This window comes from Candidatus Thiodiazotropha sp. AKAK3 (assembly GCF_058244645.1).
The window spans coordinates 1-25,783 of the sequence record NZ_JBSYOQ010000014.1 but is presented as its reverse complement, the minus strand read 5'-3'; the positions used below and the strand labels follow the sequence as shown (position 1 = coordinate 25,783).

General features: G+C 49.9%; 23 protein-coding genes. 17 read left to right on the top strand and 6 right to left on the bottom strand.

The features are described from left to right. Positions 1-43: 43 nt before the first annotated feature. Positions 44-1,021 (bottom strand): outer membrane lipoprotein-sorting protein, encoded by a 978-nt coding sequence (locus tag AC4IE7_RS01535; RefSeq protein WP_490775041.1) that lies wholly within the window; start codon positions 1,019-1,021, stop codon positions 44-46. 630 nt (positions 1,022-1,651) lie between these two features. Between AC4IE7_RS01535 and hemA the strand changes: the two genes are divergently transcribed. From hemA to AC4IE7_RS01500, 7 genes are all read left to right on the top strand, one after another. Then, positions 1,652-2,920: a glutamyl-tRNA reductase gene (gene hemA / locus AC4IE7_RS01530; protein WP_490775040.1), complete on the top strand. Its 1,269-nt coding sequence runs from the start codon at positions 1,652-1,654 to the stop codon at positions 2,918-2,920. Beyond that, positions 2,917-3,996 (top strand): peptide chain release factor 1, encoded by a 1,080-nt coding sequence (gene prfA / locus AC4IE7_RS01525; RefSeq protein ID WP_490775039.1) that lies wholly within the window; start codon positions 2,917-2,919, stop codon positions 3,994-3,996. Before hemA ends, prfA begins: the two co-directional genes overlap by 4 nt. A gap of 19 nt (positions 3,997-4,015) precedes the next feature. Beyond that, positions 4,016-4,861, top strand: coding sequence for a peptide chain release factor N(5)-glutamine methyltransferase (gene prmC / locus AC4IE7_RS01520; protein ID WP_490775038.1), 846 nt, complete (start codon positions 4,016-4,018; stop codon positions 4,859-4,861). Positions 4,862-4,985: 124 nt separating this feature from the next. Next, positions 4,986-5,396: a hypothetical protein gene (locus AC4IE7_RS01515; RefSeq protein WP_490775037.1), complete on the top strand. Its 411-nt coding sequence runs from the start codon at positions 4,986-4,988 to the stop codon at positions 5,394-5,396. 52 nt (positions 5,397-5,448) lie between these two features. Then, the gene (locus AC4IE7_RS01510; protein WP_490775036.1) at positions 5,449-6,195 is read left to right on the top strand and encodes a HesA/MoeB/ThiF family protein; all 747 of its coding nucleotides are present in this window, start codon (positions 5,449-5,451) and stop codon (positions 6,193-6,195) included. Positions 6,196-6,204: 9 nt separating this feature from the next. After that, on the top strand, positions 6,205-6,813 hold the full coding sequence (gene rrtA / locus AC4IE7_RS01505) for a rhombosortase (RefSeq protein WP_490775035.1): 609 nt from the start codon (positions 6,205-6,207) through the stop codon (positions 6,811-6,813). Then, complete coding sequence (locus AC4IE7_RS01500; protein WP_490775034.1) at positions 6,806-7,207, top strand: glutamyl-tRNA amidotransferase; 402 nt, start codon at positions 6,806-6,808, stop codon at positions 7,205-7,207. The genes rrtA and AC4IE7_RS01500 overlap by 8 nt, the downstream gene beginning before the upstream one ends. 413 nt (positions 7,208-7,620) lie before the next feature. Here AC4IE7_RS01500 and AC4IE7_RS01495 read toward each other — a convergent pair whose 3' ends face one another. Next, entirely contained in the window at positions 7,621-8,319 is a 699-nt protein-coding gene (locus AC4IE7_RS01495) for a CAP domain-containing protein (protein ID WP_490775033.1), read from the bottom strand. Between the two features lie 123 nt (positions 8,320-8,442). Between AC4IE7_RS01495 and AC4IE7_RS01490 the strand changes: the two genes are divergently transcribed. Next, positions 8,443-9,300, top strand: a complete 858-nt coding sequence (locus tag AC4IE7_RS01490; RefSeq protein ID WP_490775032.1) for a hypothetical protein — start codon at positions 8,443-8,445, stop codon at positions 9,298-9,300. Positions 9,301-9,520: 220 nt separating this feature from the next. Here the strand turns inward: AC4IE7_RS01490 and AC4IE7_RS01485 are convergent, their stop codons facing one another. The 4 genes from AC4IE7_RS01485 to gatC all read right to left on the bottom strand — a co-directional run bounded on the left by AC4IE7_RS01485 (position 9,521) and on the right by gatC (position 15,209). Beyond that, positions 9,521-11,761: a reprolysin-like metallopeptidase gene (locus tag AC4IE7_RS01485; protein ID WP_490775031.1), complete on the bottom strand. Its 2,241-nt coding sequence runs from the start codon at positions 11,759-11,761 to the stop codon at positions 9,521-9,523. Between the two features lie 98 nt (positions 11,762-11,859). Next, positions 11,860-13,293, bottom strand: a complete 1,434-nt coding sequence (gatB, locus tag AC4IE7_RS01480) for an Asp-tRNA(Asn)/Glu-tRNA(Gln) amidotransferase subunit GatB (protein WP_490775030.1) — start codon at positions 13,291-13,293, stop codon at positions 11,860-11,862. Between the two features lie 133 nt (positions 13,294-13,426). Further along, positions 13,427-14,881 carry an Asp-tRNA(Asn)/Glu-tRNA(Gln) amidotransferase subunit GatA gene (gene gatA, locus AC4IE7_RS01475; RefSeq protein WP_490775029.1) on the bottom strand — a complete coding sequence of 485 codons (1,455 nt, stop codon included), beginning with the start codon at positions 14,879-14,881 and terminating at the stop codon, positions 13,427-13,429. Positions 14,882-14,921: 40 nt separating this feature from the next. Beyond that, complete coding sequence (gene gatC / locus AC4IE7_RS01470; protein WP_490775028.1) at positions 14,922-15,209, bottom strand: Asp-tRNA(Asn)/Glu-tRNA(Gln) amidotransferase subunit GatC; 288 nt, start codon at positions 15,207-15,209, stop codon at positions 14,922-14,924. A 365-nt stretch (positions 15,210-15,574) separates the two neighbouring features. On the opposite strand from gatC, the gene AC4IE7_RS01465 reads away from it, so the two are divergent. The 9 genes from AC4IE7_RS01465 to AC4IE7_RS01425 all read left to right on the top strand — a co-directional run bounded on the left by AC4IE7_RS01465 (position 15,575) and on the right by AC4IE7_RS01425 (position 25,631). Then, the gene (locus tag AC4IE7_RS01465; protein WP_490775027.1) at positions 15,575-16,384 is read left to right on the top strand and encodes a DUF6502 family protein; all 810 of its coding nucleotides are present in this window, start codon (positions 15,575-15,577) and stop codon (positions 16,382-16,384) included. Between the two features lie 4 nt (positions 16,385-16,388). After that, positions 16,389-17,804 carry a DUF5666 domain-containing protein gene (locus AC4IE7_RS01460; RefSeq protein WP_490775026.1) on the top strand — a complete coding sequence of 472 codons (1,416 nt, stop codon included), beginning with the start codon at positions 16,389-16,391 and terminating at the stop codon, positions 17,802-17,804. A 371-nt stretch (positions 17,805-18,175) separates the two neighbouring features. After that, a complete protein-coding gene (locus AC4IE7_RS01455) occupies positions 18,176-19,225 on the top strand; it encodes a rod shape-determining protein (RefSeq protein WP_490775025.1) in 1,050 nt (349 codons plus the stop codon). 128 nt (positions 19,226-19,353) lie between these two features. Continuing rightward, on the top strand, positions 19,354-20,214 hold the full coding sequence (gene mreC, locus AC4IE7_RS01450; protein WP_490775024.1) for a rod shape-determining protein MreC: 861 nt from the start codon (positions 19,354-19,356) through the stop codon (positions 20,212-20,214). Further along, on the top strand, positions 20,211-20,699 hold the full coding sequence (gene mreD / locus AC4IE7_RS01445; protein ID WP_490775023.1) for a rod shape-determining protein MreD: 489 nt from the start codon (positions 20,211-20,213) through the stop codon (positions 20,697-20,699). Before mreC ends, mreD begins: the two co-directional genes overlap by 4 nt. A 3-nt stretch (positions 20,700-20,702) precedes the next feature. Beyond that, positions 20,703-22,547, top strand: a complete 1,845-nt coding sequence (gene mrdA, locus AC4IE7_RS01440; protein ID WP_490775022.1) for a penicillin-binding protein 2 — start codon at positions 20,703-20,705, stop codon at positions 22,545-22,547. Beyond that, a complete protein-coding gene (rodA, locus tag AC4IE7_RS01435; protein ID WP_490775021.1) occupies positions 22,547-23,677 on the top strand; it encodes a rod shape-determining protein RodA in 1,131 nt (376 codons plus the stop codon). Before mrdA ends, rodA begins: the two co-directional genes overlap by 1 nt. A 2-nt stretch (positions 23,678-23,679) precedes the next feature. Beyond that, the gene (mltB, locus tag AC4IE7_RS01430) at positions 23,680-24,693 is read left to right on the top strand and encodes a lytic murein transglycosylase B (protein ID WP_490775020.1); all 1,014 of its coding nucleotides are present in this window, start codon (positions 23,680-23,682) and stop codon (positions 24,691-24,693) included. 116 nt (positions 24,694-24,809) lie between these two features. Then, a complete protein-coding gene (locus AC4IE7_RS01425; protein ID WP_490775019.1) occupies positions 24,810-25,631 on the top strand; it encodes a septal ring lytic transglycosylase RlpA family protein in 822 nt (273 codons plus the stop codon). Positions 25,632-25,783: the final 152 nt, after the last annotated feature.

The window sequence follows — 25,783 nt, the reverse complement described above, 5'->3', positions numbered from 1 at the left end:
AACGTGGAAACACCCGAATAGTCGGGTGTTTCGATTTTTTTAATTAGCGTTTTATTTTTCTCAGGGTCTTTTCAGACCAATAGTCTGCCTGCCAAGGTTGATCGTATTGAACGATCTCTCTGGGAATAACAGCCCAGGTCTCATGGCCTGACTCAAAGGTCTTACCGTACCAATAGCCCCAGTATTGAGCACGAGGATCGTCCAATCCCAGGGATTGCCAATCCCTATCGATCACTTTTACCTTTTTATCCCCTTTAAAATACTCGGTGCGGTAGTCAGCGTAGGTCTTTGTATCGACATAGCTGATGCGATGATCGTACCACCAGCTCTCACGCTTGGTTTGACTCTTCAGTTTATAAACCTCTTTGCCTTTGTGGTCACATGCCGCTTCTGGCGGACTAGGCAGATATTTGTTTTTAGACTCAGCTTTATCGATCGCACCCAGACAATCACTAAAGGTATCGGTACCCAACAATTCATGTGTTTCATCTTTAGGCTTGCGCAGTGTCACATCACCGAAAGTAAAATCGGTACCACCCCAGGCATCATCGTGTGCAGGTTCAGCGAAACGACGGATCTTTCTCAGTGCCGGCAACCAGATTGAGTAGGATTGGCTCTTATTGTCATCAACGTAGTCGGTAATCAACATACCGGTACCCTTCAACTTACCGGAACGGAATATGGCTATATCCTGCCCGTTAATAGCACTGTCGGCATAATCGTTGTTGAGGTAACGCTCTACAGTAATGGTGGTGGGCTTACTGCCAGCGGACTTGTTGAGGATCACTGTAATTTTACCCGGAATTGCCCGATTGCTTCTTTTCGGATCTTTGTTGTTATTGGTGATACCGAAGTTCTTCAAGGAATAGAAATGGTTGACGAAGTAGACCTGATTTGCGATCTCATCTGCACTAGGCGAACCTGACGGAATGGGTAGATCTTTTGCGACACCGGCCAGTAGAGAACCTGAGAAAAATAACCCGGCAGTGGCCGCTGCGTAGACAAACTTACGCATCTGCATATTGAATCCTCCTACAAATGGGCGGCCTTTTTGAAGCCCAACCGCCCTATTTATTAAATTTTAAGTGTTTCTTATGAGCGAGCTTTATTGAGACTTTATATTAATAACAGAGATCGCATTACTTTAGCAATGCGGGTAATCCACAACCCCCTCTGCAGATAGCCATATAATCGTTTTTTTTGCTGCAGCCTCGACATTTATCTACTGTTCGATGACTCGCAAGCTATCCGCTAGCTCTGCTAGCTAAAGAAGCATAGTCTATTTCAGACACCTTTTCCCTTTGCCTCAAATAAGCATTTTTTATTGCTAACAGCATGACTCCTGATTCTTAAGATTAACTTAAGGGCACAGATACCAATTTCGGCTGACTTCCATTGTAGCCTGTGATCAGCATACTGCATCAATCTACGTCCAATTTACACCCTGCAATACTCTATTTATCTACTCTTTAAGCCAGGATCGCAGCAAATTAATGCAAATGCAGGGGTAATCTTGTAAGTATAGCCCTAAGCTATAGAACAATCCGAATTCCTAAATTCAGTCACCACTACTCGAAAAAACGAATTAAACTTGAATTTAACCCTTTGATATAACAAAATTTCCAATCCACTAGACTGCGCACCCTTTTATATGTCGATACTTGCCCTTGGACTCAACCATAAAACCGCCCCTGTGGATATCAGGGAGAAGGTTACCTTTGGGCCTGATATCATTGCTGGCGCTTTGCGTAGTCTGCAGGAAAATCCGGCGGTAAATGAGACGGTCATTCTCTCCACCTGCAATCGCACCGAAATCTACTGCATCCTCAATGAGGAAGACCATGAGCCTCTCGCCGACTGGATAAGCCGCTTTCATGGCCTCTCCAACAGTCGGGTGCAGCCCTATCTCTACAACCATTTTGGCCTGGATGCGGTAAAACACCTGCTGAGGGTCTCCTGTGGCTTGGATTCTCTTGTTCTCGGAGAGCCACAGATACTCGGCCAGGTCAAAGCAGCCTATCAGACCGCAACAGATGCTGGCACCACTGGCAAACTGCTCTACAAGCTGTTTCAGCACGCTTTCTCTGCAGCAAAACAGATCCGTACAGACACGGCAATCGGAAATAGCCCTGTATCTGTTGCTTTTGCCGCTGTCAGCCTGGCTAAACAGATCTTCAGTGACCTCTCGGAACAGACGGCACTCCTTATCGGTGCCGGCGAGACCGTAGAACTGGCAGCTCGACATCTGAACCAGAACGGTATCGGCCGTATCATCGTCGCAAATCGCACAGTAGAGAAGGCACACACGCTGGCCTCTCAGTTTGATGGCTATGCCATCGCATTGACAGAGCTCAGCAATCATCTGTCTGAGGCGGACATCGTCATATCATCCACAGCCAGCCCGCTGCCGGTGCTTGGGAAAGGCACCGTTGAGAGCGCTCTGAAGGAGCGAAAACATCGCCCCATATTCATGGTCGACATTGCCGTTCCCCGTGATATTGAGCCAGAAGTCTCTGATTTAAGTGATATCTATCTCTACACCGTGGACGATCTGGATGAGGTTATCCAGGAAAACATGCGCTCTCGGGAAGAGGCTGCAGAACAGGCAGAAGAGATTATCGAACAGTATGTGGATGACTATATGGGTTGGCTGCGCTCACTGGATGCGGTAGAGCTGATCCAGGACTATCGCTGTTATGCTGAGCAGGTTCGCGACGAGGTCATGCAGAAAGCCCTGCAGCAGCTTGCCAAGGGTAAAACACCTGAAGAGGCGTTGCGTTTCATAGCCCATACACTGACCAACAAACTGCTACACACCCCCAGTACACAAATGCGACAAGCCGGATTCAACGGCCAAATCGAACTACTGGATGCCGCCAACACACTATTCCAAATCAAGAAAACAGACGACAAACCATGAAGCCATCACTCCGCGGCAAGCTGGATCAGATCGCAGAACGTTTTGAAGAGATCACAGCGCTGATGGCTGATCCAGAGATCCAGAGCAATCAGAACCAATTCCGGGATCTTGGGCGGGAGTACGCCCAGCTGGAACCTGTGGTCGTGACTTTCCGTGAGTATGTTGCAGCCGAAGAGGATGTGGAAGCTGCCAGGGAGATGCTCTCTGATCCAGAAATGGCCTCCTTGGCGAAAGAGGAGATCGCTAGCGCTGAGAGCGCCAGGGAACGCCTTGAACCAGAATTACAACTGCTGCTGATTCCTGCCGACCCCAATGATCAACGCAATGTCTTTCTTGAAGTACGCGCCGGCACAGGGGGTGCCGAAGCCGCCCTGTTTGCCAGCGACCTGCACCGCATGTACCTGCGCTATGCAGAGTCGCAGAATTGGCAAACAGAGACCATCAGCGAGAGCCTAGGGGAACATGGCGGCTTCAAAGAGATCGTCTGCCGTATCAGCGGCAGTGCAGTCTATTCCCGTTTGAAGTTTGAATCTGGCACCCACCGGGTGCAACGGGTACCCGAAACCGAATCACAAGGGCGCGTCCACACATCAGCTTGCACCGTTGCCATTCTTCCCGAAGTCGAAGAGGTGGATGATGTAGAGATCAACACCAATGACCTGCGAGTCGATACCTATCGCGCCTCTGGTGCAGGAGGACAGCATGTCAATAAAACAGACTCTGCAGTCCGCTTAACCCATCTGCCGACAGGCATTGTTGTGGAGTGTCAGGACGAACGCTCTCAACACAAAAACAAGGCTCGTGCCATGTCCCTGTTACAGGCCAAACTACTCTCTCAGGCCCAGCAAAAGATCGCCACTGAGCAGGCAAGCTCACGTAAACTTCAGGTAGGTAGTGGTGACCGTTCTGAGCGCATCCGTACCTACAATTTTCCACAGAACCGTCTCACCGACCACCGTATCAATCTCACGCTCTATAAGCTTGACGAGGTGATTTCCGGGGCACTGGATCAGGTAGTCGAACCCCTGCTGAGAGAGCACCAACTCGAAGAACTTGCGGCAATGGGTGATTCCTGACGCCGTCGGAGTTCAACCCATGACCACCCTGAGAGAGGCTCTGCTGAGTGCCCAGAAATCCCTCAAAAACGGACCCGACAGTCAACCTGAACTGGAGGCTTCGCTGCTACTCTGTCATCTTCTGGGCAAGCCTAAAAGCTACCTCTATGCCTGGCCCGAAGCCGGTTTATCCCCATCCCAGGAGCAAAGTTACCAACAGCTTGTAGAGCAGAGACTCAGCGGTAGACCCATTGCTTACATCCTCGAACAGCGAGAATTCTGGTCTCTCTCACTGCGGGTCACTCCGAACACCCTGATACCAAGAGCCGAAACCGAACTGGCAGTTGAGCGCTCACTTTTTCATCTACAACACATTGATAAACCAACCCTGGTAGATTTAGGTACCGGTAGTGGCGCAATCGCTCTGGCCCTAAGTAATGAGCGCCCAGAAGGTAGTATTGACGCAACAGACGCCTCTCCTGAGGCACTGGCTGTAGCAGAAGAGAATGCTCATCGTCTCGGCTTTAAGAATATCGACTTTCATCTTGGAGATTGGTGTAAGGCGCTACCCATTGGAACCAAATATGACCTATTGGTGAGTAATCCACCCTATATTGAGTCCGATGATCCTCACCTCACCCAGGGCGACCTGCCGCAAGAACCAATCAGTGCACTCGCCTCTGGTGAGGATGGATTGAATGATATCCGTTTGATCATTGCTCAGGCACCCGCATATCTTAAAAAGAACGGATGGCTGATTTTGGAGCACGGCTACTGTCAGGCTGTGCAGGTCACCACCCTGTTACAGTCAGCAGGCATGGTCGAGATAACGACACACACTGATCTGGCAGGGAATCCGCGTGTTACAGAAGCCCGCCTGCCATAGGATAGTAAAGCGCACCTCTATTAAGCTGCTTACATACTGATCAGCTTGTCGGCAACCCCTCTCATCCAGTAGGGGCCTATCAAATCGCTTGATTATTTCCCTACTTTCGCTAGGATTGGATGCTATGGGTGACCCCATACACGACTTAGTGAAACACCGGGATATTCACTTTTTCGAACTCCACCCGGATCCCAACCAGGCCAGTACGGCTGCTGCCTTACTCGCTGATGTGTCAGGTATTATTCAATCAAATCCAATTTCTCCCATCCTCTTACAGGTAGAATACGAGCTATTGGAGGTCTCTTTGGAACAGATTGAAACCGGTCTGACTGCAATGGGACTGCATATTGATAACCGTCTCCTCTACCGCCTGAAACGGGCACTCTATTACTATACTGAAGAGACTGAGCGCGCCAATCTTGGATGCAATAGAACAGACTCTAAATGCACACGTTTAATCTTTGCTGACCGATACCAGCGCATGAATCACCAGTTACGAGACCAACGCCCAGAGCATTGGCGAAAGTACCTCTAACGACTAAAATTGTCGCTTATATCAGACTTTTTCACCTGCCCAGACCCACTCTATGAATGACAATCAACTGCTCCGCTACAGCCGACAGATCATGCTGCCATCCATCGGCATCGAAGGGCAGGAGCGACTGCTCGAGTCCCGGGCGCTTATTGTCGGATTAGGTGGTTTAGGCTCTCCGGCTGCGATGTATCTTGCTGCTGCCGGGGTTGGAAGCTTGGATCTTGTCGATTTTGACCGGGTGGATTTAACCAATCTACAACGCCAAATCATTCACACAACAGATCGCATAGAGCAACTGAAAGTCGAATCTGCCCGTGAAGCCCTTCATGCCATAAATCCTGAGATAGAGATAGAGATCTTTGCCGAAAAGCTGGATGAGAGTGAGTTAAACAGACTGGTTGAACGAGCCGATATCGTGCTCGACGGCACCGACAATTTCACCACCCGCTTTGCCATCAACAAGGCCTGCCATCACCACCAAACCCCACTGGTTTCAGCTGCGGCGATTCGTATGGAGGGTCAGGTGAGTGTCTTTAGCGGCCAACCGGGTTCACCTTGTTACCATTGTCTCTACGCAGACGAAGGTGAGATGGACGAGACCTGCTCAGCAAACGGCGTGCTTGCCCCCTTGGTCGGCATAGTCGGCAGTATCCAGGCAACAGAAGCGATTAAAGTTCTAACTGGTGCCGGCAAAAGTCTTGAAGGAAAACTGTTGCTTTTAGATGCCCTGCATATGGAGTGGCGCAGCTTAAAACTAAAGCAGGATCCAGCCTGCCCTGTTTGCAGTAATCAGGGTTAAGGCTCGTTGGTGGCACAAACCAGGATCACATTGCCCGCTAAAACCATGATCTGCCCACTGGCGATCAGTTTGGTCTGCCTGGGGCTGGCTCTCTTTTCTGCAACACTCTCTGAACTACTTCAATACCATCGTGGTGAGATCGATAACGGTGAATGGTGGCGTCTACTGACTGCTCATCTTGTCCACCTGGGCTGGGGCCACCTGTTGATGAACCTGATCGGAATGTGGTTCATCTGGTATCTCTTTTTGACCAACTCCCGCATCTGCTGGTGCAGCTATATCTTTATTCCACTGATCATAGGCACCTCAGCGGGACTTTGGTTTTTCACCCCAGAACTGATCTGGTACAGAGGGCTCTCAGGTGCACTCCATGGACTATTGATTTGGGCCTTACTCCGCCATTTCAGTTCAGAACCCCGACTCTCTGCTGCCCTGCTGCTTGGTCTGGTTATTAAAATCGGCTGGGAACAGTGGCATGGCCCTATGCCGGGGAGTGAATCCCTGGCAAACGGACGGGTGGTAGTGGAGTCTCATCTGTATGGTGCACTGAGTGGTGTGCTAGTCTGGATCGTGGAAACAGTACTTAAAACAATTAACAATGGGAAAACCAGTGATTAAGCGCGCCACTATTTTAGCTGTACTTTTTTCACTCATAGCCTGCCAAAGCCCAAATGATTTGGATATGACTCAGCTGAGCCCCGAAGAACGAAAAAGTGTTGCATCACTCGCCTGGCTGAAACAGGCCAATGTTGAGCAAGATGTAGAAAGCGCATTAGCCAAAAACGATCACCGGCTGCTGGTTATGGCGGGACGATCTCCAAGTTTACCGGGAGTGCCACCAGAACTGGCTTCCAAAGCCAAAACCGTTTGTGACGTCCGCTATCTTGAGGGATCTACAGATGTTATCCAAGGTGATATCCATCTAAAACTTATACAGGCGGCTTATGACTATGCGGCAGCTTATAACCAGGAATTAATCAAGCACTGCCTGGAAAAAATAGAATCAAAATAACCCACTGCTAACCCACTTACTTTATCTATTACGGTTGTAACTGATTATTACTATTGGTTTCTATTGCTGATTGAGAATTGAGACATGAAAAACATCGCAAAGCAGAGGGTCACGGCTTGAAAAAACTTACAAGTCATCAGTATTTTAAATAGGTAGGGGAGAACCCTCCTCTCCCCTCGCGGGAGAGGGGCCAGAGAGGGGGAGAATGAACACTCTATTTCCCCCAACAATCAGCAAGATGAATATATACGATCAATACAGTTTTTCTCTTTCAGCCACATCAAACGCTTCGCGTACACCCTCTCCCCAACCCCTCTCCCGTAAAGGGAGAGGGGCTTTCAAAGTTGTTCTGGGAAGATTGAAAGTTAATCAGACAGCAGTGAAAATAACCTACTCTTTTTGTAGGCACACACTTATTGTCGAGCAAATACCTGAGTCCAATAGTTGTAGTAGTGGGCTTGATCCGTAGCGATTACAGCAAATCCAAACTCCCTGAATTTCGGATCCATTATATTTTCACAATGAGTGGGGCTCGACAGCAGGTTTTCCATAACCTGTTTATTGTCGGGATAACCTGCAGCGATGTTCTCTCCAACCGCTCTCCAGTCATAACCTGAACGGCTCACGCGCACTCCGACACTGGAACCATCAGAGCCTTCATGGTCGAAATAGTCGTAGTCAATCATATCCTGTGAATGGATGAAGGCTGCATGTTTGAGCCTACAGCTCCAGCTCAATGATGGCGCTGCCTTAAAGGTTTCACCACCACATTCACGCGCCCTTGTTCTCGCTTTATTCACCAGTCGCAACATTTCTCGCTGCTCATCATCAGGATGACAGTTCACATTGGACTCTGCTCTTTTTGCTGGGTCGCTTTGTCTATCATTTTCTAAAGAGGGCTCTTCCCGTTCAATATATGATCGGGCAACAGTGCCAGTTATTGGCTTTTGATCCTGTAACAACTTATCAACACGCCGACCATTCTTCTCTGAGGAAGATTGCTGTTCAGATAAAGCAACCCACTCTAAATCACTCTCGTTACCAAAAGGTAATGATTCTGAGAGGAATATAACGATCGTTAGCAAAGAGAAAAATAAAATAATACTTTTCATATCATCCAGCTCTATTTAAACAGCGCTTTAAAGTGGCTAGGGTAATCCCTAGTTACATCAGAGTAGTAGATCAACTAAATTGAACATCATTAAGCGTTAACGGATAGACAGTTTAAGATAACCATGAAATTACAACCAACCATATTCCACCACTACCATGGTCAACATGGTCGGCTATTGGGACGACAAACTAGAGTCCTCCGAAGTGAAAAAGTTTCCCGTCAACTTAGCAGCAAGCTAAAAAATATTTCTGACGAGTATGGAACAGATGAGTTGGTACTCGGATTAAATAACTCTCTTTCACAACATGCATACAACAGTTTTAACCAACAACTTTGTAGCTCTGACCTTCCAAACTTTCTGCAGGACGAATTAAGAACATCGTTTAGTAATCAATGCGACACCCTTGGTCCCACTGACAACATTCAGTGCCAGTCCGAGTGTGACAACCTCTGTAATGAGTTTTTACCGAAGGATATTATGCAGCACAGCACTGCAACTCCTGACTTAGAAGCTGACGAAGCTAAAACAGAGAATGACCTCGTATCCAACCATAAAAACCATCCCATAAAATCTGATTGGTCATGGCATCGCACACTCAGCTTTATCTATAGGCATATGATTCTCAACAGTATGAATGCCGATAACATTCAACAAACAGAGAAAAAGACAATCAGCTGGCTATGCGTTTTATCCGGTTCTATCGTTGCACTGCAAGTTAGATTTCTACAAGCGGCGATGGATAACCTGAAAACCATGCAGGACAATGTTTCGCTTCCCTATAAGAGCCAGGAGTCACTGGATGCAATGAGCGATGATGATAGAAACATTTACATCTCTGAGCGCAATGGCAAACGCCAACGCTTTATATCGGCGCAATCATGTTTCCAAGCCAATCTTCATCTGTTTGGATTGACTACGCAAATGTTGACGAATCTGTTCAGTTTGTTTAGCCGACCTTGTAGATTACGTAATTCCTGATCCTACTGAACTGAAAGTTTTACCTGATTACTCCCCTTACTCAGCAAAAGAGTATCAACCTGTATAACCGTAATATGCGCTAGTGCAGTTGCTGGGGCATTGCCCCCCCCAACCCTTTATATCGACAGGTAGGGTGGGGCCCTGCCCCACCAAATCGCGCTGGAAATTCACAAAAACCCCCTGCAACCTTCCGTAGATCCTTATCGGCACCTCTATTAATTCAGATGGTTTTCACTGAGGATAGGCGGGAAACCCACCGTGGGTCAGAGCACAAACGAAATACCAGAACCACTCCCATTAGCAGATTCAGCAACCAAACAAGGCCACCACCACCAGGACTATCGAATTTTGTCGCGCTATCCGCATCGGTAAAAACAGTTCCATGTTCCAGGTTATCACCGTCAAGTGATTTACAATCATCTGCTATGTTGAGTGTGCCACCATCAACATTAAACGCTCTATCTGTAAGGTCGAAAAAGAGACCATCTGCACAGGCCAGCATCATACGACCTCTGGTCAGCGTTATATCGGGAAGCTCAAACAGTGCAGAACCACTATTGGCAAAACTTCCCAGGCTTAGCTGCTCCATTCCCTCATCCCGGTATTCACAATAGCTTGTTGGGGGGTCAGTTTCATTCAGACTGAGCAGGCTGATCTCGACTTCCGGACAGTTCAGCTCTGTACCTGCAGTTGACCAGTTGAGGGATTGTGTGGAACCACTGCTGAAGCTACCACCACCATTGATCGAACCACCGCTTATCTCAAAGCTTCCTGAGTCACTGTTCACTGTAATTTCAAGATCATCGCTTGCGACACCTGATTCACCATCCCGCACTGTCAGTCTTAAATTTAGTTGGCGGTTGCTATCAGGGAGGGTTTCACCAATCTCATAGTTATCGGAAATGACAGTGCTTAGGCGAGGAAAATAGCGCTCTGGGGTTGTTTTTGGCAGATAGCTTCGAAACAGCGGATTGCTCTCCCCCGGCAGGTCTGTACCAATTGTCGTTGCATCAGTAGCCCCTGTATCACCGCCCACATCCATCTCATCCCATTGGTAGGAGAGCGAATCCCCATCGAGATCACTGGCCTGACCAGTGACACGAAAAGGGGTGCCGGACGGTATGGTATAGACAACATCATCCCCTGAAGCACCCGCATCGACAGTAGGTGCGTTGTTGCCACTATTGACCAGGGTGCCACAGAGCCTCCCCTCACCCGCGTCGATGAAAGAACGCATCTCCTGAATACTGATGGCATGGAAGGTTGCATCGGAGTTTAGTTGCAGATTTTCATCGCCGCATATACCGGCATAACTCATGATTGTCGAACCACTACCCGGCTCAACAGCACTGATTCCCACTCGGTTTATACCGGCACAGTTGGCTGAAGTACCATTGAAGGAGTGATTGGCATTGAGCTGGTGTCCCAACTCATGGGCGACAAAATCGATATAGAAAACGTCGCTGTCAGGTTTTGATGTGCCGGTATAAGCCTGAGCTTTGAAACTCTGACAGGCTGAACCCACACTCGCCAGACCACCACCCAGAACGCCAAACAGGTGACCGATATCATAGTTGTCAGCCCCAAGGGTAAAATCAAGATTCTCTTGATTTTCATTCAGCATGGTTGGGATTGCATTGGGTGAGTGGGAGTAAGGATCGGATCCCGCATTGGTGTAGATTATCCGGTCATTGTTACCCACCAGTTGAAACTGTACCGCCAGATCCCTTCCGTAAATCTGATTGACCCGGTTGATGGCCGTTACAATTTGAGCCAGGGTTTCGCTCTTATTGCCACCAAAATAGGCGGTATACTCGCCGGTCGCCGCTACTGCCAAACGGTAGATTCGTCGTTGATCACTGCTGTGTGTCTGTTGCGCAGCTGTGACATCAGTTTGTGTGGCTGGAACAGTCTCGGCCTGCTGATGTGTCTGGCACATATTGGGGCTCTTTGTCTGTCCGATTGAGTTGGCGTAATCCCCTTTGTAGAAACTACGATAGTTCCCAGCCTCATCCGGATCGATATAGATTGTTCCCGAAGGGGTCGAGAGCATGGCGTGGAAACCCCTTGGCGTCAGGTCAATCCTTCCTGTGATGGCCGGCTCGTCTATAGCTTTGACCCGGTAGGTGGCTATTTCGGGATAACGTTGCGCCAGTGCAGGCGCCATAACAGGTGAGGACTCAACCCAAAAACGCTGCATCTGACCATGAGGCATCGGCAGAGCCAGTTCCACGCCAACTTCAGGATCAGCAGTGAATTCAGCTGGGGCCTGTAACAACAGGCTTTGCATTTTATTCAGGTCTGCTTGAAGGGCACGGTAATAGACGGGGGCGCCAGTTACACCTTTGGCAGCAAAGGTCTGGCTGTCGAGATCATGCCAGATACGTTCATCTGCTTGGAGAGGAAGTGCCAGAAACAGCCAGATCCATCCGCTCAACTTTTTCCAGTTGCAATTCCCCATTATGCCCTCTTAATTAGTCCGGCGATGAGATAGTCCGCTTTTAGCCACTGGGAGCAGATAAGCGATTTCCTGCAATGAATTCGCTTCCTTTACTACCCTCACCCCTTCAGCTTACCGAGCAGGATCTGATTGACCTGTCCTGGATTGGCTTTTCCCTGAGTCTGCTTCATGACCTGACCAACAAAAAAGCCTAACAACTTATCCTTGCCGGCTCGGAACTGCTCTACCTGCTTCGGGTTATTGGCAATAATTTCGTCAATGATCGACTCTATCTGGCCTGTATCGGTGATCTGTTTCAACCCTTTGGCCTCAATCACCGTATCAGCATCTCCATCACCCTGCCAGATACCTTCAAATACCTGCTTTGCCAGCTTGCCGGAGATGGTGTTATCAGCGATCCGCTTCAGCAAACCGCCAAGGTGTTCGGCACTGACAGGAGACTCACTGATATCCAGACCCGCTTTGTTCAACGCGCCTGCAAGCTCCACTGTGACCCAGTTTGCGGCTATTTTCGGACTGGCACCAGTGGCTACCACCTGCTCAAAATAGTCGGCCTGCCTGCGACTATGGGTCAACATCTTCGCGTCTGAGGTGGAGAGTTGATAGTCTGACTCGAAACGCCGCTCTTTCTGAGCTGGCAGTTCCGGCATGCGTTGCTTTGCCTGCTCCAGGCGCTGCGGTGTAATTTCCACCGGCAGTAGATCCGGATCGGGGAAATAGCGATAGTCGTTTGCCTCTTCCTTGCTACGCATAGAGCGGGTCTCGTCACGATCCGCGTCATAGAGACGGGTCTCCTGCACTATCTTCTTACCACTTTCAAGAAGATCGATCTGGCGCTCCCTTTCGAAATTCATGGCACGCTCGAGAAAACGAAAGGAGTTGAGGTTCTTCAACTCTGTTCTGGTACCCAACGCTTCCTGGCCCATGGGCCGCATCGAAAGGTTTGCATCGACCCGAAATGAACCCTCCTGCATGTTGCCATCACAAATACCCAGATAGACCACCAGCTGATGTATCTTTCGTGCATAGGCCACTGCTTCCTTGATGGAACGCATATCAGGTTCGGAGACGATCTCAAGTAGTGGGGTGCCGGTACGGTTCAGGTCGATGCCGCTCATGCCATGAAAATCCTCATGCAGCGACTTACCCGCATCTTCCTCAAGGTGAGCACGGGTAATTCCGATTATCTTCTGTTGACCATCATCAAGATCGATGGTTAAAGATCCCTTGCCGACAATCGGCAACTCAAACTGACTGATCTGATACCCCTTCGGTAGATCTGGATAGAAATAGTTCTTACGGGCAAAGACTGAACGTGAACCGATCTCCGCATCAACAGCCAATCCAAACATTATCGCCATATCCACGGCGGCTTCGTTGAGCACCGGCAGCACACCGGGAAATCCCAGATCAATGATGCAGGCCTGGGTATTCGGTTCAGCTCCGTAGGCGATCGACGCTCCGGAAAAAATCTTCGATTTGGAGGCAAGTTGGGTATGTATTTCCAGCCCGATGACGGTTTCCCACTGCATATCTCTAACTCTATGTTTACTTTGTCTGGTTTGTGTCGTCGGCCGGAGGCTCGACTAGACGCTTATGACCGCATGCATTGATGCAGCCTTTAACAGAGGATCATCCAAAAACCCTGACGCTATCATCGATAGACTAAGCCATGCCCTCAGGGATTAGACGATGCCACTCTGTCTCCTGTTGAAACCGATGTGCCACATTCAGCAACTTGGCTTCAGAAAAATAGTTACCTATAACCTGCAGTCCCACAGGCAGTCCATTTACTGGGCCTACAGGCAGAGACATACCCGGCAGACCAGCCAGATTCGCCGCAATGGTATAGATATCATTGAGGTACATGGTAACCGGATCATCGGTCTTCTCACCCAGATTGAATGCGGTTGCCGGCGTTGCCGGGCCCATAATGACATCCACTTCCTCAAAGGCCCGCTTGAAATCATCTGAGATCAGATGACGGGTTTTCTGTGCCTTCAGATAGTATGCATCATAGTAACCTGCTGAGAGCGCATAGGTTCCTATCATGATACGCCGCTTAACCTCACTACCAAAACCCTCACCCCGTGATCGTTTATAGAGATCCTCAAGATCTTTAGGCTGCTCACAACGGTAGCCGAAACGCACGCCATCGAAGCGGGAGAGGTTGGAAGAGCACTCCGCAGGAGCGACTACATAGTATGTAGGTACAGCTAAGTGGCTGTTGGGCAGAGTGATTTCAACCACCTGGGCACCCAAACTTTTATAGACTTCGATGGCCGTTGCTATTGAACTGCTCACATCTGAATCGAGACCTTCACCAAAATACTCTTTCGGCAGCCCGATCTTCAGCCCCTCAAGGGAATCATTCAGGCCAGAGGAGTAGTCAGGCACAGGTTGATCGGCACTGGTGGAGTCCTTAGGGTCGAATCCCGCCATGTTCTGCAGCAGCAACGCCACATCCTCAGCGCTGGCAGCCATCGGCCCTGCCTGATCAAGACTCGAGGCAAATGCGATCATTCCGAAACGGGAGACACGGCCGTAGGTTGGCTTGAGACCGGTAATGCCACACAGAGCCGCTGGCTGACGTATCGAACCCCCTGTATCGGTACCCGTTGCAGCTGACACCAACCTCGCCGCGACTGCAGCAGCTGAGCCACCCGATGAACCACCAGGCACCTTATTCAGATTCCAGGGATTATGCACAGGACCATAAAAGCTAGTCTCATTCGATGACCCCATGGCGAATTCATCCATATTGGCTTTGCCGAGAGTAACCACTCCGGCCTGCTTCAATCGGGTGACCACAGTAGCATCGTAGGGTGAGATAAAATTATCCAGCATCCTGGAACCACAGCTGGTTTTCACACCTTGAGTGCAAAAGATATCCTTCTGCACAATAGGAATGCCGGTCAAAGGCCCCGCCTCTCCAGACGCTATCTTCTGATCCGCAGCCGCCGCTTCAAGCAGAGCCTGTTCCGGGGTAGTGGTGATGAAGGCGTTGATATCACCATCCAAACGCTCGATGCGCTCGATATAGTGGCGGGTCAACTCTACACTGGAAAATTCACCAGCCTTTAGACCGGCACCCAGCTCTACAATTGTTTTCTTATGCATGGTTTGACTTCATTGAATATGAGTAATTGTCAGACGACTGCTACTCAATCACCTTGGGGACCAGATAGAGGCCGTTTTCAACTTGAGGTGCCACAGCCTGGTTCTCTTCGCGACGGTCTGCTTCAGTAACTTCATCCTGTCGCAGTCGTTGTGCCATATGAAGAGGGTGAGACATCGGCTCGATATCATCGGTTTCCGCTGCCTCCAACTGCTCTACCAGCTCAAGAATTTTACTCAATTCAGTGGCATAGCCTTCAACCTGCTTTTCATCCAGCGCCATTCGCGCCAAATGGGCAATCTTTTCAACATCGGAGCGATCTAGTGACATCCGGCTGATTCCTGGTTCGAAAAAGAGAGGAATCTACCATATTCTGCTCAGTGGATACATGCCGAAGACGTTGATCACTGGAGCAAATGAGCGACTTTGTTACGGATTGATTTACGAATAGTTCAGATTTCAAGGCAGTGTAGTAGCAAAAATGTGACAAACATACCGCTTTCACCCTGAGAATTAGCATCTATAATACCTTAATAGAGGCAGTTGGGATATTATTCCCAACAGAATATCGAATGGTCAAAAAAATTAGGGAATATTTGACCAGAATCGATAAATATCAAAGACAGTCAGCATTAACCAAGACTAGAGTCAATAAACTAGAGAATTGCCGTTTAGCAGGATAGTCAAATACCGTTATGGATGAAAACCGCAAAGTACTGACCTCCTCAATCCTGAAGCTGCTAAGGCCGCTTATCAGACTCATGCTGCGTAATGGGTTTACCTATGGTGACTTTGCCGACCTCAGTAAATGGATATTTATGGATGTTGCCTCAAACGAGTTCGGAATTCCCGGTCGTAAGCAGACCGTCTCCCGGGTTTCAGTCATTACCGGTCTGACCCGCAAAGAGGTCAGCCGTCTGCAGAAGATCGACACCCCGGATGTCAGCGCAATCGCCCACCAGTACAACCGGGCAGCCAGAGTTATCTCCGGCTGGCTTAGAGATCCGCGATTTTTAACCAAAAAAGGCCATCCGGCCCCACTAAAATTTGACCAGGGTAAAAACAATTTCAGTGATCTGGTGCGTGAGCACAGTGGCGACGTCCCACCCAGGGCCATCTACGACGAACTCCATAGAGTCGGTACCATAGCCAAAGATGAATCGGGAAAAATAACACTGCTCAGTGATGGTTATATTCCGCGCACAGGCGAAACCGGCAAGCTGCATATCCTGGGTACCGATGTAGAGCTCCTTATTGAAACAATTGACCATAATCTGCAGACTGGCTCGCAAACACCCCATTTTCAGCGCAAAGTCTCCTATAACAATCTACCCGCAGAAGTACTACCGGAATTTCGAAACCTAAGTGCTGAAAAGTCACAAGCGCTACTATTGGAGTGCGACAAATTTCTTTCCCAACACGATAGGGATATTGAACCAAACTCAGAAGGTACCGGGCGCAAACAGGCGGGCATCGGTATCTACTACTTCGAAAAGGATGTATAGCTGCATGGTTAGAGCAAACAGATTTTTTACCCCAATTGTCTGCGCCATATTGATCAGTGCACTCTATAGCTGTGGTGGTGGAGGTGGTGGTTCACAGGTCGCAGACGGTGGCATAGGCGGAACCGGGGTTACTCAGGGTCGAGTCACCAGTTTTGGCTCTATTTTCGTCAACGGCGTTGAATATGAGACAGACAATGCCAGCTTCACTGTCAACAATGCAGATGGAACCCAGGATGACCTGGCAATCGGCATGGTGGTGCGTATCAGCGGCAGCAGTGATCAGACCACCGCAACAGGCGAAGCAGAGAGTGTTGAATACGACAGCTTGATCGAAGGGGTGATCGACGCCAATAACATCGCCACCAATGACACCCTGGTCATCATGAATCAAACCATCGTGGTGGATCAGGATACTGTCTATGAGAATCCCTTCGATGCCACATCGCTGGAAGCACTGCCTACTAATAGTGTGGTAGAGGTAAGCGGCTTCACCGATGGAAACGGTGATATCCTGGCAACTCGCATTGAAGTCAAATCCCTGGGATGGGCCGGTGACGACCTGGAAGTATCTGGTGTTGTCAGCAATATATCGGGCACTCAGTTTCAGATAGGCGATCTGGTGATTGAAGCGGCTGACGCTCTACCTATCCCCCCTGAAGGCACCTTTGTAGAAGTTGAAGGTAATAGTTTTTCCGGCACTATCTTTGAGGCCGACAGCATCGAAATCGAAGGGGACGGCAGCAACCAGATTGCTGATGATGGGGATGAGGTCGAAATCGAGGGAAGAATCACATCTGCGCTGAACAGCCAGGATCAGTTTGCACTGAACGGCCAGCTTGTCGATGCCTCAGCCACCAATTTCAGTGGTCAGACCAGCATGCTCACAGTTGGCCGGTTGGCCAAAGTGGAAGGTGTCATGGACGGATCCATACTCCTTGCTGAAGAGATCGAACTCAAGGTGGAAGCATCGGAAAGAGGCGAATTGGCCGGCATCCTGGGCGCTGATAACGTTGATACTGCTGCGGGAACGATCAATCTGCTTGGCCAGACCATCCAGATCAACAACTCCACCATCATGAAAAGTGATCTGGAAGGTGAGTCCACCTTTACCCTGACTCAACTCGAAGCGACAGACTACCTGGAAGCCAAAATCTATAGCGATAACGGTGTTTTGATCGCCACAAAACTTGAGCGTGATGACCCACCACGCAACCACACCGCCGAAGTCGAGGGAACCCCAACCCTCATTGATGACAATACGATCAGCGTTTTTGGGGTTGTCGTGGATCTATCCGGCGTTAATTATCAATTCTCGTCCAGTTTGGTTGAGATTGATGGCGACTATATCGATGGTGTATTTGTCGCCAGCTCGATTGAAAGCGAAGATGACCAGGATAGCGATCATCATGATCATGATTGAGATTTAATCGATAACAGCCAACCAGACCTAGCGATACCGGGCCTGGTTGGCACTATTAAGCTGACACCTTAATAGCCATCTTCAGGGCTCCAACCATTCCCAGCCAGTTGAGCATGGATTTTCACAAATTACTGCAATCACTACTCGCGCAGAAGCCACAGTTTCAAGCATAAAATCTTTTTTATCCTCAAAAAGCGTGAATTCTGCGTTAATCCCCATCCCCATTCTTGCTCAACTCCTGTACCATTGATAGATTAGCCGTCTTTTGGTTTATCCAGGATCTTTCGGACAGATGTAGTTGCAATCCCGCTACCCTCCAGAGCCCCGATAAACCCATATATCAACCACTGACACGAGAAGATAAAAGATCCATGCTGTTCAGACGCATCCGTGGCTTATTTTCCAATGATCTTTCCATCGATCTGGGTACCGCCAACACACTAATTTACGCCCGCGGTCAGGGCATTGTGTTAAACGAACCATCCGTGGTCGCTATCCGCCAGGACAGAGGTCCGGGTGGCGCCAAATCGGTAGTTGCCGTCGGTGAGGACGCCAAAAAAATGCTTGGCCGAACCCCTGCAAACATTACCGCAATCCGACCGATGAAAGAGGGCGTCATTGCCGATTTCACAGTCACTGAAAAGATGCTGCAATATTTCATCCACAAGGTTCATGAGACAAGAATCATTCGCCCCAGCCCGCGGGTACTTGTCTGTGTGCCCTGTGGCTCCACCCAGGTTGAGCGACGCGCAATAAAAGAATCAGCCGCTGGTGCAGGAGCGCGTGAGGTCTACCTGATCGAAGAGCCGATGTCTGCCGCGATTGGTGCAGGTCTGCCGGTTGATGAGGCCCGTGGATCAATGGTACTGGATATCGGTGGTGGCACATCAGAAGTCGCAATTATCTCGTTGAACGGTATCGTCTACGCCAATTCAGTCAGAGTCGGCGGCGATCGCTTTGACGAAGCAATCGTCAACTATGTCCGTCGTAACTACGGCACCCTGATCGGTGAGGCCACTGCTGAACGCATCAAACATGAGATCGGCTCCGCCTATCCAGGCAATGAAGTGAAGGAGATCGATGTCAAAGGCCGCAATCTTGCAGAAGGCATTCCCCGGAGCTTCACCCTCAACAGTAATGAGATCCTGGAAGCACTTCAGGAGCCACTTTCAGGTATTGTTGGCGCAGTAAAAACGGCACTGGAACAGACGCCTCCGGAACTTGGAGCAGATGTTGCCGAGCGGGGTATTGTACTTACCGGTGGCGGTGCTTTACTGAAAGATATCGACCGCTTACTGCAGGAGGAGACCGGCCTGCCTGTGATCGTGGCAGAAGACCCTCTGACCTGTGTCGCCCGTGGTGGCGGTCGGGCATTGGAGTTGATAGACGAGCGAGGTGGTGAGTTCTTCATGGTTGACTAAAGGGTTTCTCAGCTGCGAATTCTCTCCCCGGAGTGAGCGCATGCACTTAGGCAGCCCACACTATATGGAGCTATTCAGCCATTAAACTTATCTTTACACAGGGGCCATCCATCACTACCCGACTGGTGGTGGCTGCGCTCCTCTCCACTTCATTGATGGTTCTGGATCATCGGTATAACCACCTGGAATCACTACGATCAGCCCTGTCCGTACTACTCTATCCAATCCAATACCTTGCCAGTCTGCCTCTATTGCTGAGTGAATCGGCCAGTGAAGCCATCGTCAGTCGCTCACAGCTGGAGGAGCAGAGGGATAACCTGCATCAGGAAAACCTTCAATTACGCGCCAGGCTACAAAAGTTTGAGGCTCTTGAAGCTGAAAACATGCGCTTAAGAGGCCTGCTCGACTCCTCCTTCAAGGTTGGCGACCGGGTACTGATTGCTGAACTGATCGCTGTCGAACAGGACCCTTTCCGTCAACAGGTGTTGATCAATAAAGGCAAAAGCTCTGGTCTGTTTGAAGGACAGCCTGTTCTGGATGCCAATGCAGTCGTTGGTCAGGTAACCCATATCAATCCATTTAACGCCAGTGTTTTATTGATCACCGATGCAGCGCACGCCTTACCTGTTCAGGTCAATCGAAACGGTCTCCGCACCATTGCGCTCGGTACAGGCTTGATCAACAGACTGGAACTACCCCACCTACCCAATAATGCCGATATCCAGGTAGGTGATCTGCTGATCACCTCAGGTCTGGGGGGAGGATTCCCCCCCGGTTACCCCGTAGCGGAAGTGATAGAGGTACGACGAGAACCCGGACAGCCTTTCGCATCAGTGATAGCCCAGACCACGGCCCATCTGGACAGGATACGTGAAGTACTGTTGGTCTGGACCCTCGATCCCAGTGTCTCTATTGCTGAATCCAGGGTAGTTACACCGCCCTCCAATGAGGCTGAAGATACGACTTCTGAAGCCGAGGAGGCTGAATGATCGGTCAATCTCCAAGTCGTAACTCCGTTATCTATACAACCCTGCTTGCTGGATTCATTCTCACCATCATGCCACTTCCCGAATGGGCGAACGCCTACCGTCCGCAATGGGTTGCTCTGATACTGATCTATTGGTGCATGCAACGTCCTGAACGTATCGGAGTAGGTGTGGGATTTACCACCGGCTTTTTGCTGGATGTACTCACTGGCACCCTGCTGGGTCAACACGCCTTAGGTTTTTCTGTCATCGCCTACATCATGTTGAGACTGCATCTACGAGTAAGGGTCATGCCATTGCGGCAACAGGTATTCACCATTTTCATACTGTTACTGGTTGAACGACTGCTCGCACTTTGGTCTACCGGAGCTGCCAACTATCCAACCCCCTCACTCTGGTACTGGGTTACACCGCTAATCAGTACTTTGCTCTGGCCCTGGGTCTATATTCTATTGCGGGATATCAGCCACCGCTTTAATGTCAGTTAACCTATGCCTCAATCCTCAATCAAGGACTATCTGCACGAGAGCCAGCTCTTCCTGGGACGGGCAATCGTCTCCAGCATCCTGGTTATCATCGCCCTGGGGGTACTGGTTGGCAGACTTTTTTTTCTCCAGGTAGAGAATCACGAACACTTCACCACCCTATCACAGGATAATCGGGTAAAACTTGAGCCTCTGCCTCCAACCCGAGGTTTGATCTTCGATCGTAATGGCACCATCCTGGCGCAAAACCTGCCTGCCTATAGCCTGGAGATCGTCCCGGAAAAGACCAAGGATTTACAGACAACAATCGACCGTCTGAGTGAAATCATCACCATCAGTGAGGATGATATCCAGCGTTTTCACCGCTTACGCAAACAGCGCCGACGTTTCGACAGCATTCCCATCCGAGTGCGTCTGCAGGAAGAGGAGGTTGCACGGATCGCTATCCATCGCCACAGATTTCCCGGTGTGGATGTCAAAGCCACCCTGCTTAGAGACTATCCACAAGGGGTTCAGACAGCCCATTTGTTGGGATACGTTGGCCGGATCAATGAAAAAGAGCTGCTGCAGATCGACACCTCCAACTACAGTGGCACAGACTTCATCGGCAAGAACGGCGTCGAAAAGAGCTATGAAAGCATGCTGCATGGCCAGGTAGGCCTGCAACAGGTGGAGGTCAACGCCAAGGGACGGGTGCTTCGGGTACTTGAAAATCAACCCCCTCAGCCCGGCGACAACCTGCAGCTATTCCTGGATATGGAGCTGCAATCCACCGCCCTGGAGGCTCTGGGAGAGTACAACGGCGCTGTGGTGGCGATGGATATTGAAACCGGGGGGGTTCTTACCCTGGTGAGTAAGCCGGGTTACAACCCAAACCTTTTTGTTGATGGCATCAGCAGTAAAGCTTACAGAGCGTTGGAATCATCCCTGGATAACCCACTGTTTAATCGCGCCATAAGAGGGCAGTATCCTCCCGGCTCCACAGTTAAGCCATTTATTGGCCTGGCTGGTCTGGAGTACGACGTGGTTGGCTTTCACCAGGAGACCTACTGCCCTGGTTACTACCAATTACCCGGCAAGGAGCACAAATACCGAGACTGGAAAAAGTGGGGCCATGGAAAAGTCGATATGCATCAGGCAATCGTGCAGTCCTGCGATGTCTACTACTATGAGCTTGCCAGAACACTGGGGATCGACCGGTTGCACGAATTTCTCACTGGATTCGGTTTCGGAATCCCTTCTAAAGTTGACCTGGATGGTGAGTTGTCAGGATTGATGCCAAGTCGTGATTGGAAACAGAGTAAACGTCGCGAACCCTGGTATCCCGGAGAGACATTGATCGTCGGTATCGGTCAAGGCTACTTTCTGGCCACCCCACTCCAATTGGCGTCCGCAACCGCGACCCTTGCTAACCGGGGACATCGAATTCGACCAAGGGTGGTTGCAACCATTGAAAGTCCGGATAAGGTTAAAAGGGAGAGCCCGAAGATTGAAGATGTTTTACATCAGCTCGATCCGGAGCATTGGAACCAGGTGATCAGTGCCATGACTGACGTGGTCGAGGGTCAACGGGGTACAGCGAGATCCATCAGAAGCAACGAATATCGTATAGCCGGTAAAACAGGTACTGCGCAAGTATTCAGCGTCAAACAGGATGAGGAGTATGATGAGGAGAATACCGCTAAACGAAAGCGGGATCATGCACTGTTTATCGCCTTCGCACCTGTTGAATCACCTAAAATAGCAATCGCTGTGGTGGTGGAAAATGGCGGCCATGGGGGATCGGTAGCAGCGCCGATTGCGCGTAAAGTTATGGACAGTTATCTGCTGAAAAATCAACAGGATCAATAGTGGCTAAGCCGCACATTACATTCCACGACTCTCAACCAGCCAAGGCCTATGGTCTTCTGGCCTGGCTGCATATCGACTTACCCTTGCTACTGTCGTTGTTGATGCTGGTCGGTGTCGGACTGACAATTCTGTTCAGTGCCGGAGATGAGGAGATGATCCTGCTGCAGAAACAGTTGGTTCGCCTGGGTTTCGGATTCACTGTTATGGTCATACTTGCTCAAATACACCCTGATAATTTCCGCCGATGGTCCCCTTGGCTGTATGGCCTGGGCATTCTATTTCTGATTTCGGTCATTCTGTTCGGTGAACTCGGTAAAGGGGCGCAACGCTGGCTCGACCTCGGTTTTGTTCGTTTCCAGCCCTCGGAGATGTTCAAACTCACACTGCCAATGGTGATTGCCTGGTATCTGGCAGAAAAACGGCTTCCCCCAAGCCCATCAAGATTGATTACAGCAGCCTTGTTCACCATTATCCCGGTGCTGCTCATCGCAAAACAGCCAGATCTTGGCACTGCCCTATTGGTAGGCTCAGGTGGCGCGTTTGCCCTTTTTCTGGCGGGCATCAGTTGGCGCCTGATTTTTATCGCCGGCGCACTCATGGCGGCCATGGGTCCCCTTGCCTGGTATCTGATGCACGACTATCAGCGGCAACGTGTACTCACTTTTCTCAACCCGGAGAGTGATCCCCTTGGTACGGGCTATCACATTATCCAGTCAAAAATAGCCATCGGATCAGGAGGGATCAGTGGTAAAGGCTGGCTGAACGGTACTCAATCCCACCTGGAATTCCTCCCAGAAAGACATACTGATTTCATTTTTGCAGTTATCTCGGAGGAGTTCGGATTAGTTGGAATCATCGCCCTGCTGATCCTCTATCTCTTTATCATCCTAAGAGGGCTATATATCGCCTCCCAGGCCCAGGATACCTTCGGTCGCATTCTCGCAGGCGCATTATCACTGATATTTTTTGTCTATCTTTTTGTGAATGCGGGAATGGTTACCGGTTTACTACCTGTTGTGGGTGTACCCTTACCCTTGATCAGTTACGGCGGCACATCCCTGGTGACCATTTTGGCAAGCTTCGGTATGCTGATGTCCATACAAACACACAAAAAATTGCTACCAACATAGATATGAAGCAAATAACGACACAACTTATACTTGTTTTTCTCCTTAGCCTGAGCAACCTGGCCTGCGCCCATACGCCTCAGATGAGAGCTGAATATAAGGCTTTCGCTACGGAGATGGCTGACAAACATGGATTCAAGGCTGAAGAGGTTGAAAAGCTACTCATCGGCACCCGATACAGAGACGATATTATCGCTGCCATCACACGACCGGCTGAATCCAAAGCCTGGCACCAGTATCGACCGATTTTCATCAAGCCAGACCGTGTGGCTGGTGGTTTAAAATTCTGGAAGGAGAACGAATCGCTGCTGGAAAAAGCCAATCAAACATTTGGGGTTCCAGCAGAGATCATCGTCGCTATTATTGGGGTTGAGACCCGTTATGGGCGCTATACGGGCAAGTACCGGGTTGTCGACGCCCTCACAACCCTCGCTTTCGGTTATCCAAAACGCGCCAAGTTCTTCCGCCGGGAGCTTGAAGAGTTTCTGTTACTCAGCCGTGAAGAGCAGGTCGATCCGGCTGGCGCATTAGGATCTTATGCAGGCGCCATGGGTAAACCTCAATTTATTTCAAGCAGTTACCGTCAGTATGCCGTGGATGGCGATGGCGATAACAAGCGAGACCTATGGCACAATAATGCCGACATCATTGCCAGTGTCGCGAACTATTTCAAGGTACATGGCTGGAAGAAGGGTCAACCGATCACTCGACAAGTCCATGGGTCCGATGCTCTACAACGCTATGTGGATGCGGGTATGAAACCGAGCATACAGGTTGCAGAGTTGCTTGCTGAAGGGGTCAAACCCCTCAACCAGGAACCACTCGACCCGGAAGCGTTGACCAGTCTGATCAAACTTGATGCCGGGAGTCAGCAGGAGTATTGGCTGGGTCTTCACAACTTCTACGTGATCACCCGTTACAATCACAGCAATCTCTACGCCATGGCTGCCTACCAGCTGAGCCAGGAGATCCTTGCTGCCAAGCGAGCAGCAGAAAAGGCTTCGTCCTCTAACCAATAGAGCTTATGGTGATGTTGTACTGTGTCGGGTGTAGGGAATTTCATCGGCTTTCATCAAACCAGTATTTTACGAGGTATGCTTTGCAGGACCGTAAGATTCGCCCGTGGATATAATCGATGAAAACCAGTAGGTTTAATCTCATAGTATGCCTCTCTCTGTTGATCCTTGCAGGTTGCAGCAGTAGGCCCGGCATTCACTCAGATGGTGTCAGTCCTCACCATCCGCCACCTTCGGATATAGCGACTATTCCTGATGCTGTACCCAAGGACGAACCTAAAAGCAGATATGGCAATCCAGCCAGTTATGAGGTCTTTGGCAAACGCTACTACACCCTTTCCGAGAGTCAGGGTTACAGTGCCCGTGGCATAGCCTCCTGGTATGGCAGTAAATTTCATGGACGACGTACCAGCAGTGGTGAACCCTATGATATGTATGCCATGACCGCTGCCCACAAGACACTCCCTCTGCCAAGCTATGCACGTGTCACCAATCTCAAGAACAATCGCAGCGTGGTGGTTAAGGTTAATGACCGCGGCCCCTTCCACGACAATCGCCTGATCGATCTCTCCTACTCTGCCGCATGGAAACTGGGCATCACTGGTGAAGGAACCGGCCTGGTCGAAGTCACAACAGTAGAGGCAGGCCAGCCAGAGCCTAAGCCACGCCGAATTGCCGCCCCTGTCAGCAAAAGGAGAGGCGCACTACCTGAACTGTTTCTGCAGGTTGGTGCATTCGGTGATTCAAATAATGCTAACCGACTTAAAACCAGGTTAGAGGAACAATTGAAGACCAGTGTACTCATACACGGCAATGATTCCCCCAACAACAGAGTCTACCGAGTACAGGTAGGACCTATTGCGAGTGTCGAAATGGCTGATCATCTCAGTCAGCGACTGAGTCAGCTCGGTATTGAGAATCCCCATGTGGTGATTCGCTAGTGTAGTGCGTCATATAAACCATGTATTTAGAAAGCCGCTCAAGCCGTGAGTGCAAGGCGCAGCCCGCAGGTAATGGTTGTTCCCTTACCAAGGGGTGCAACGCCGCAATCGCGGCTTGAGTGGCTTCCCGCAGGGCGAGGCAGGTGATTTAA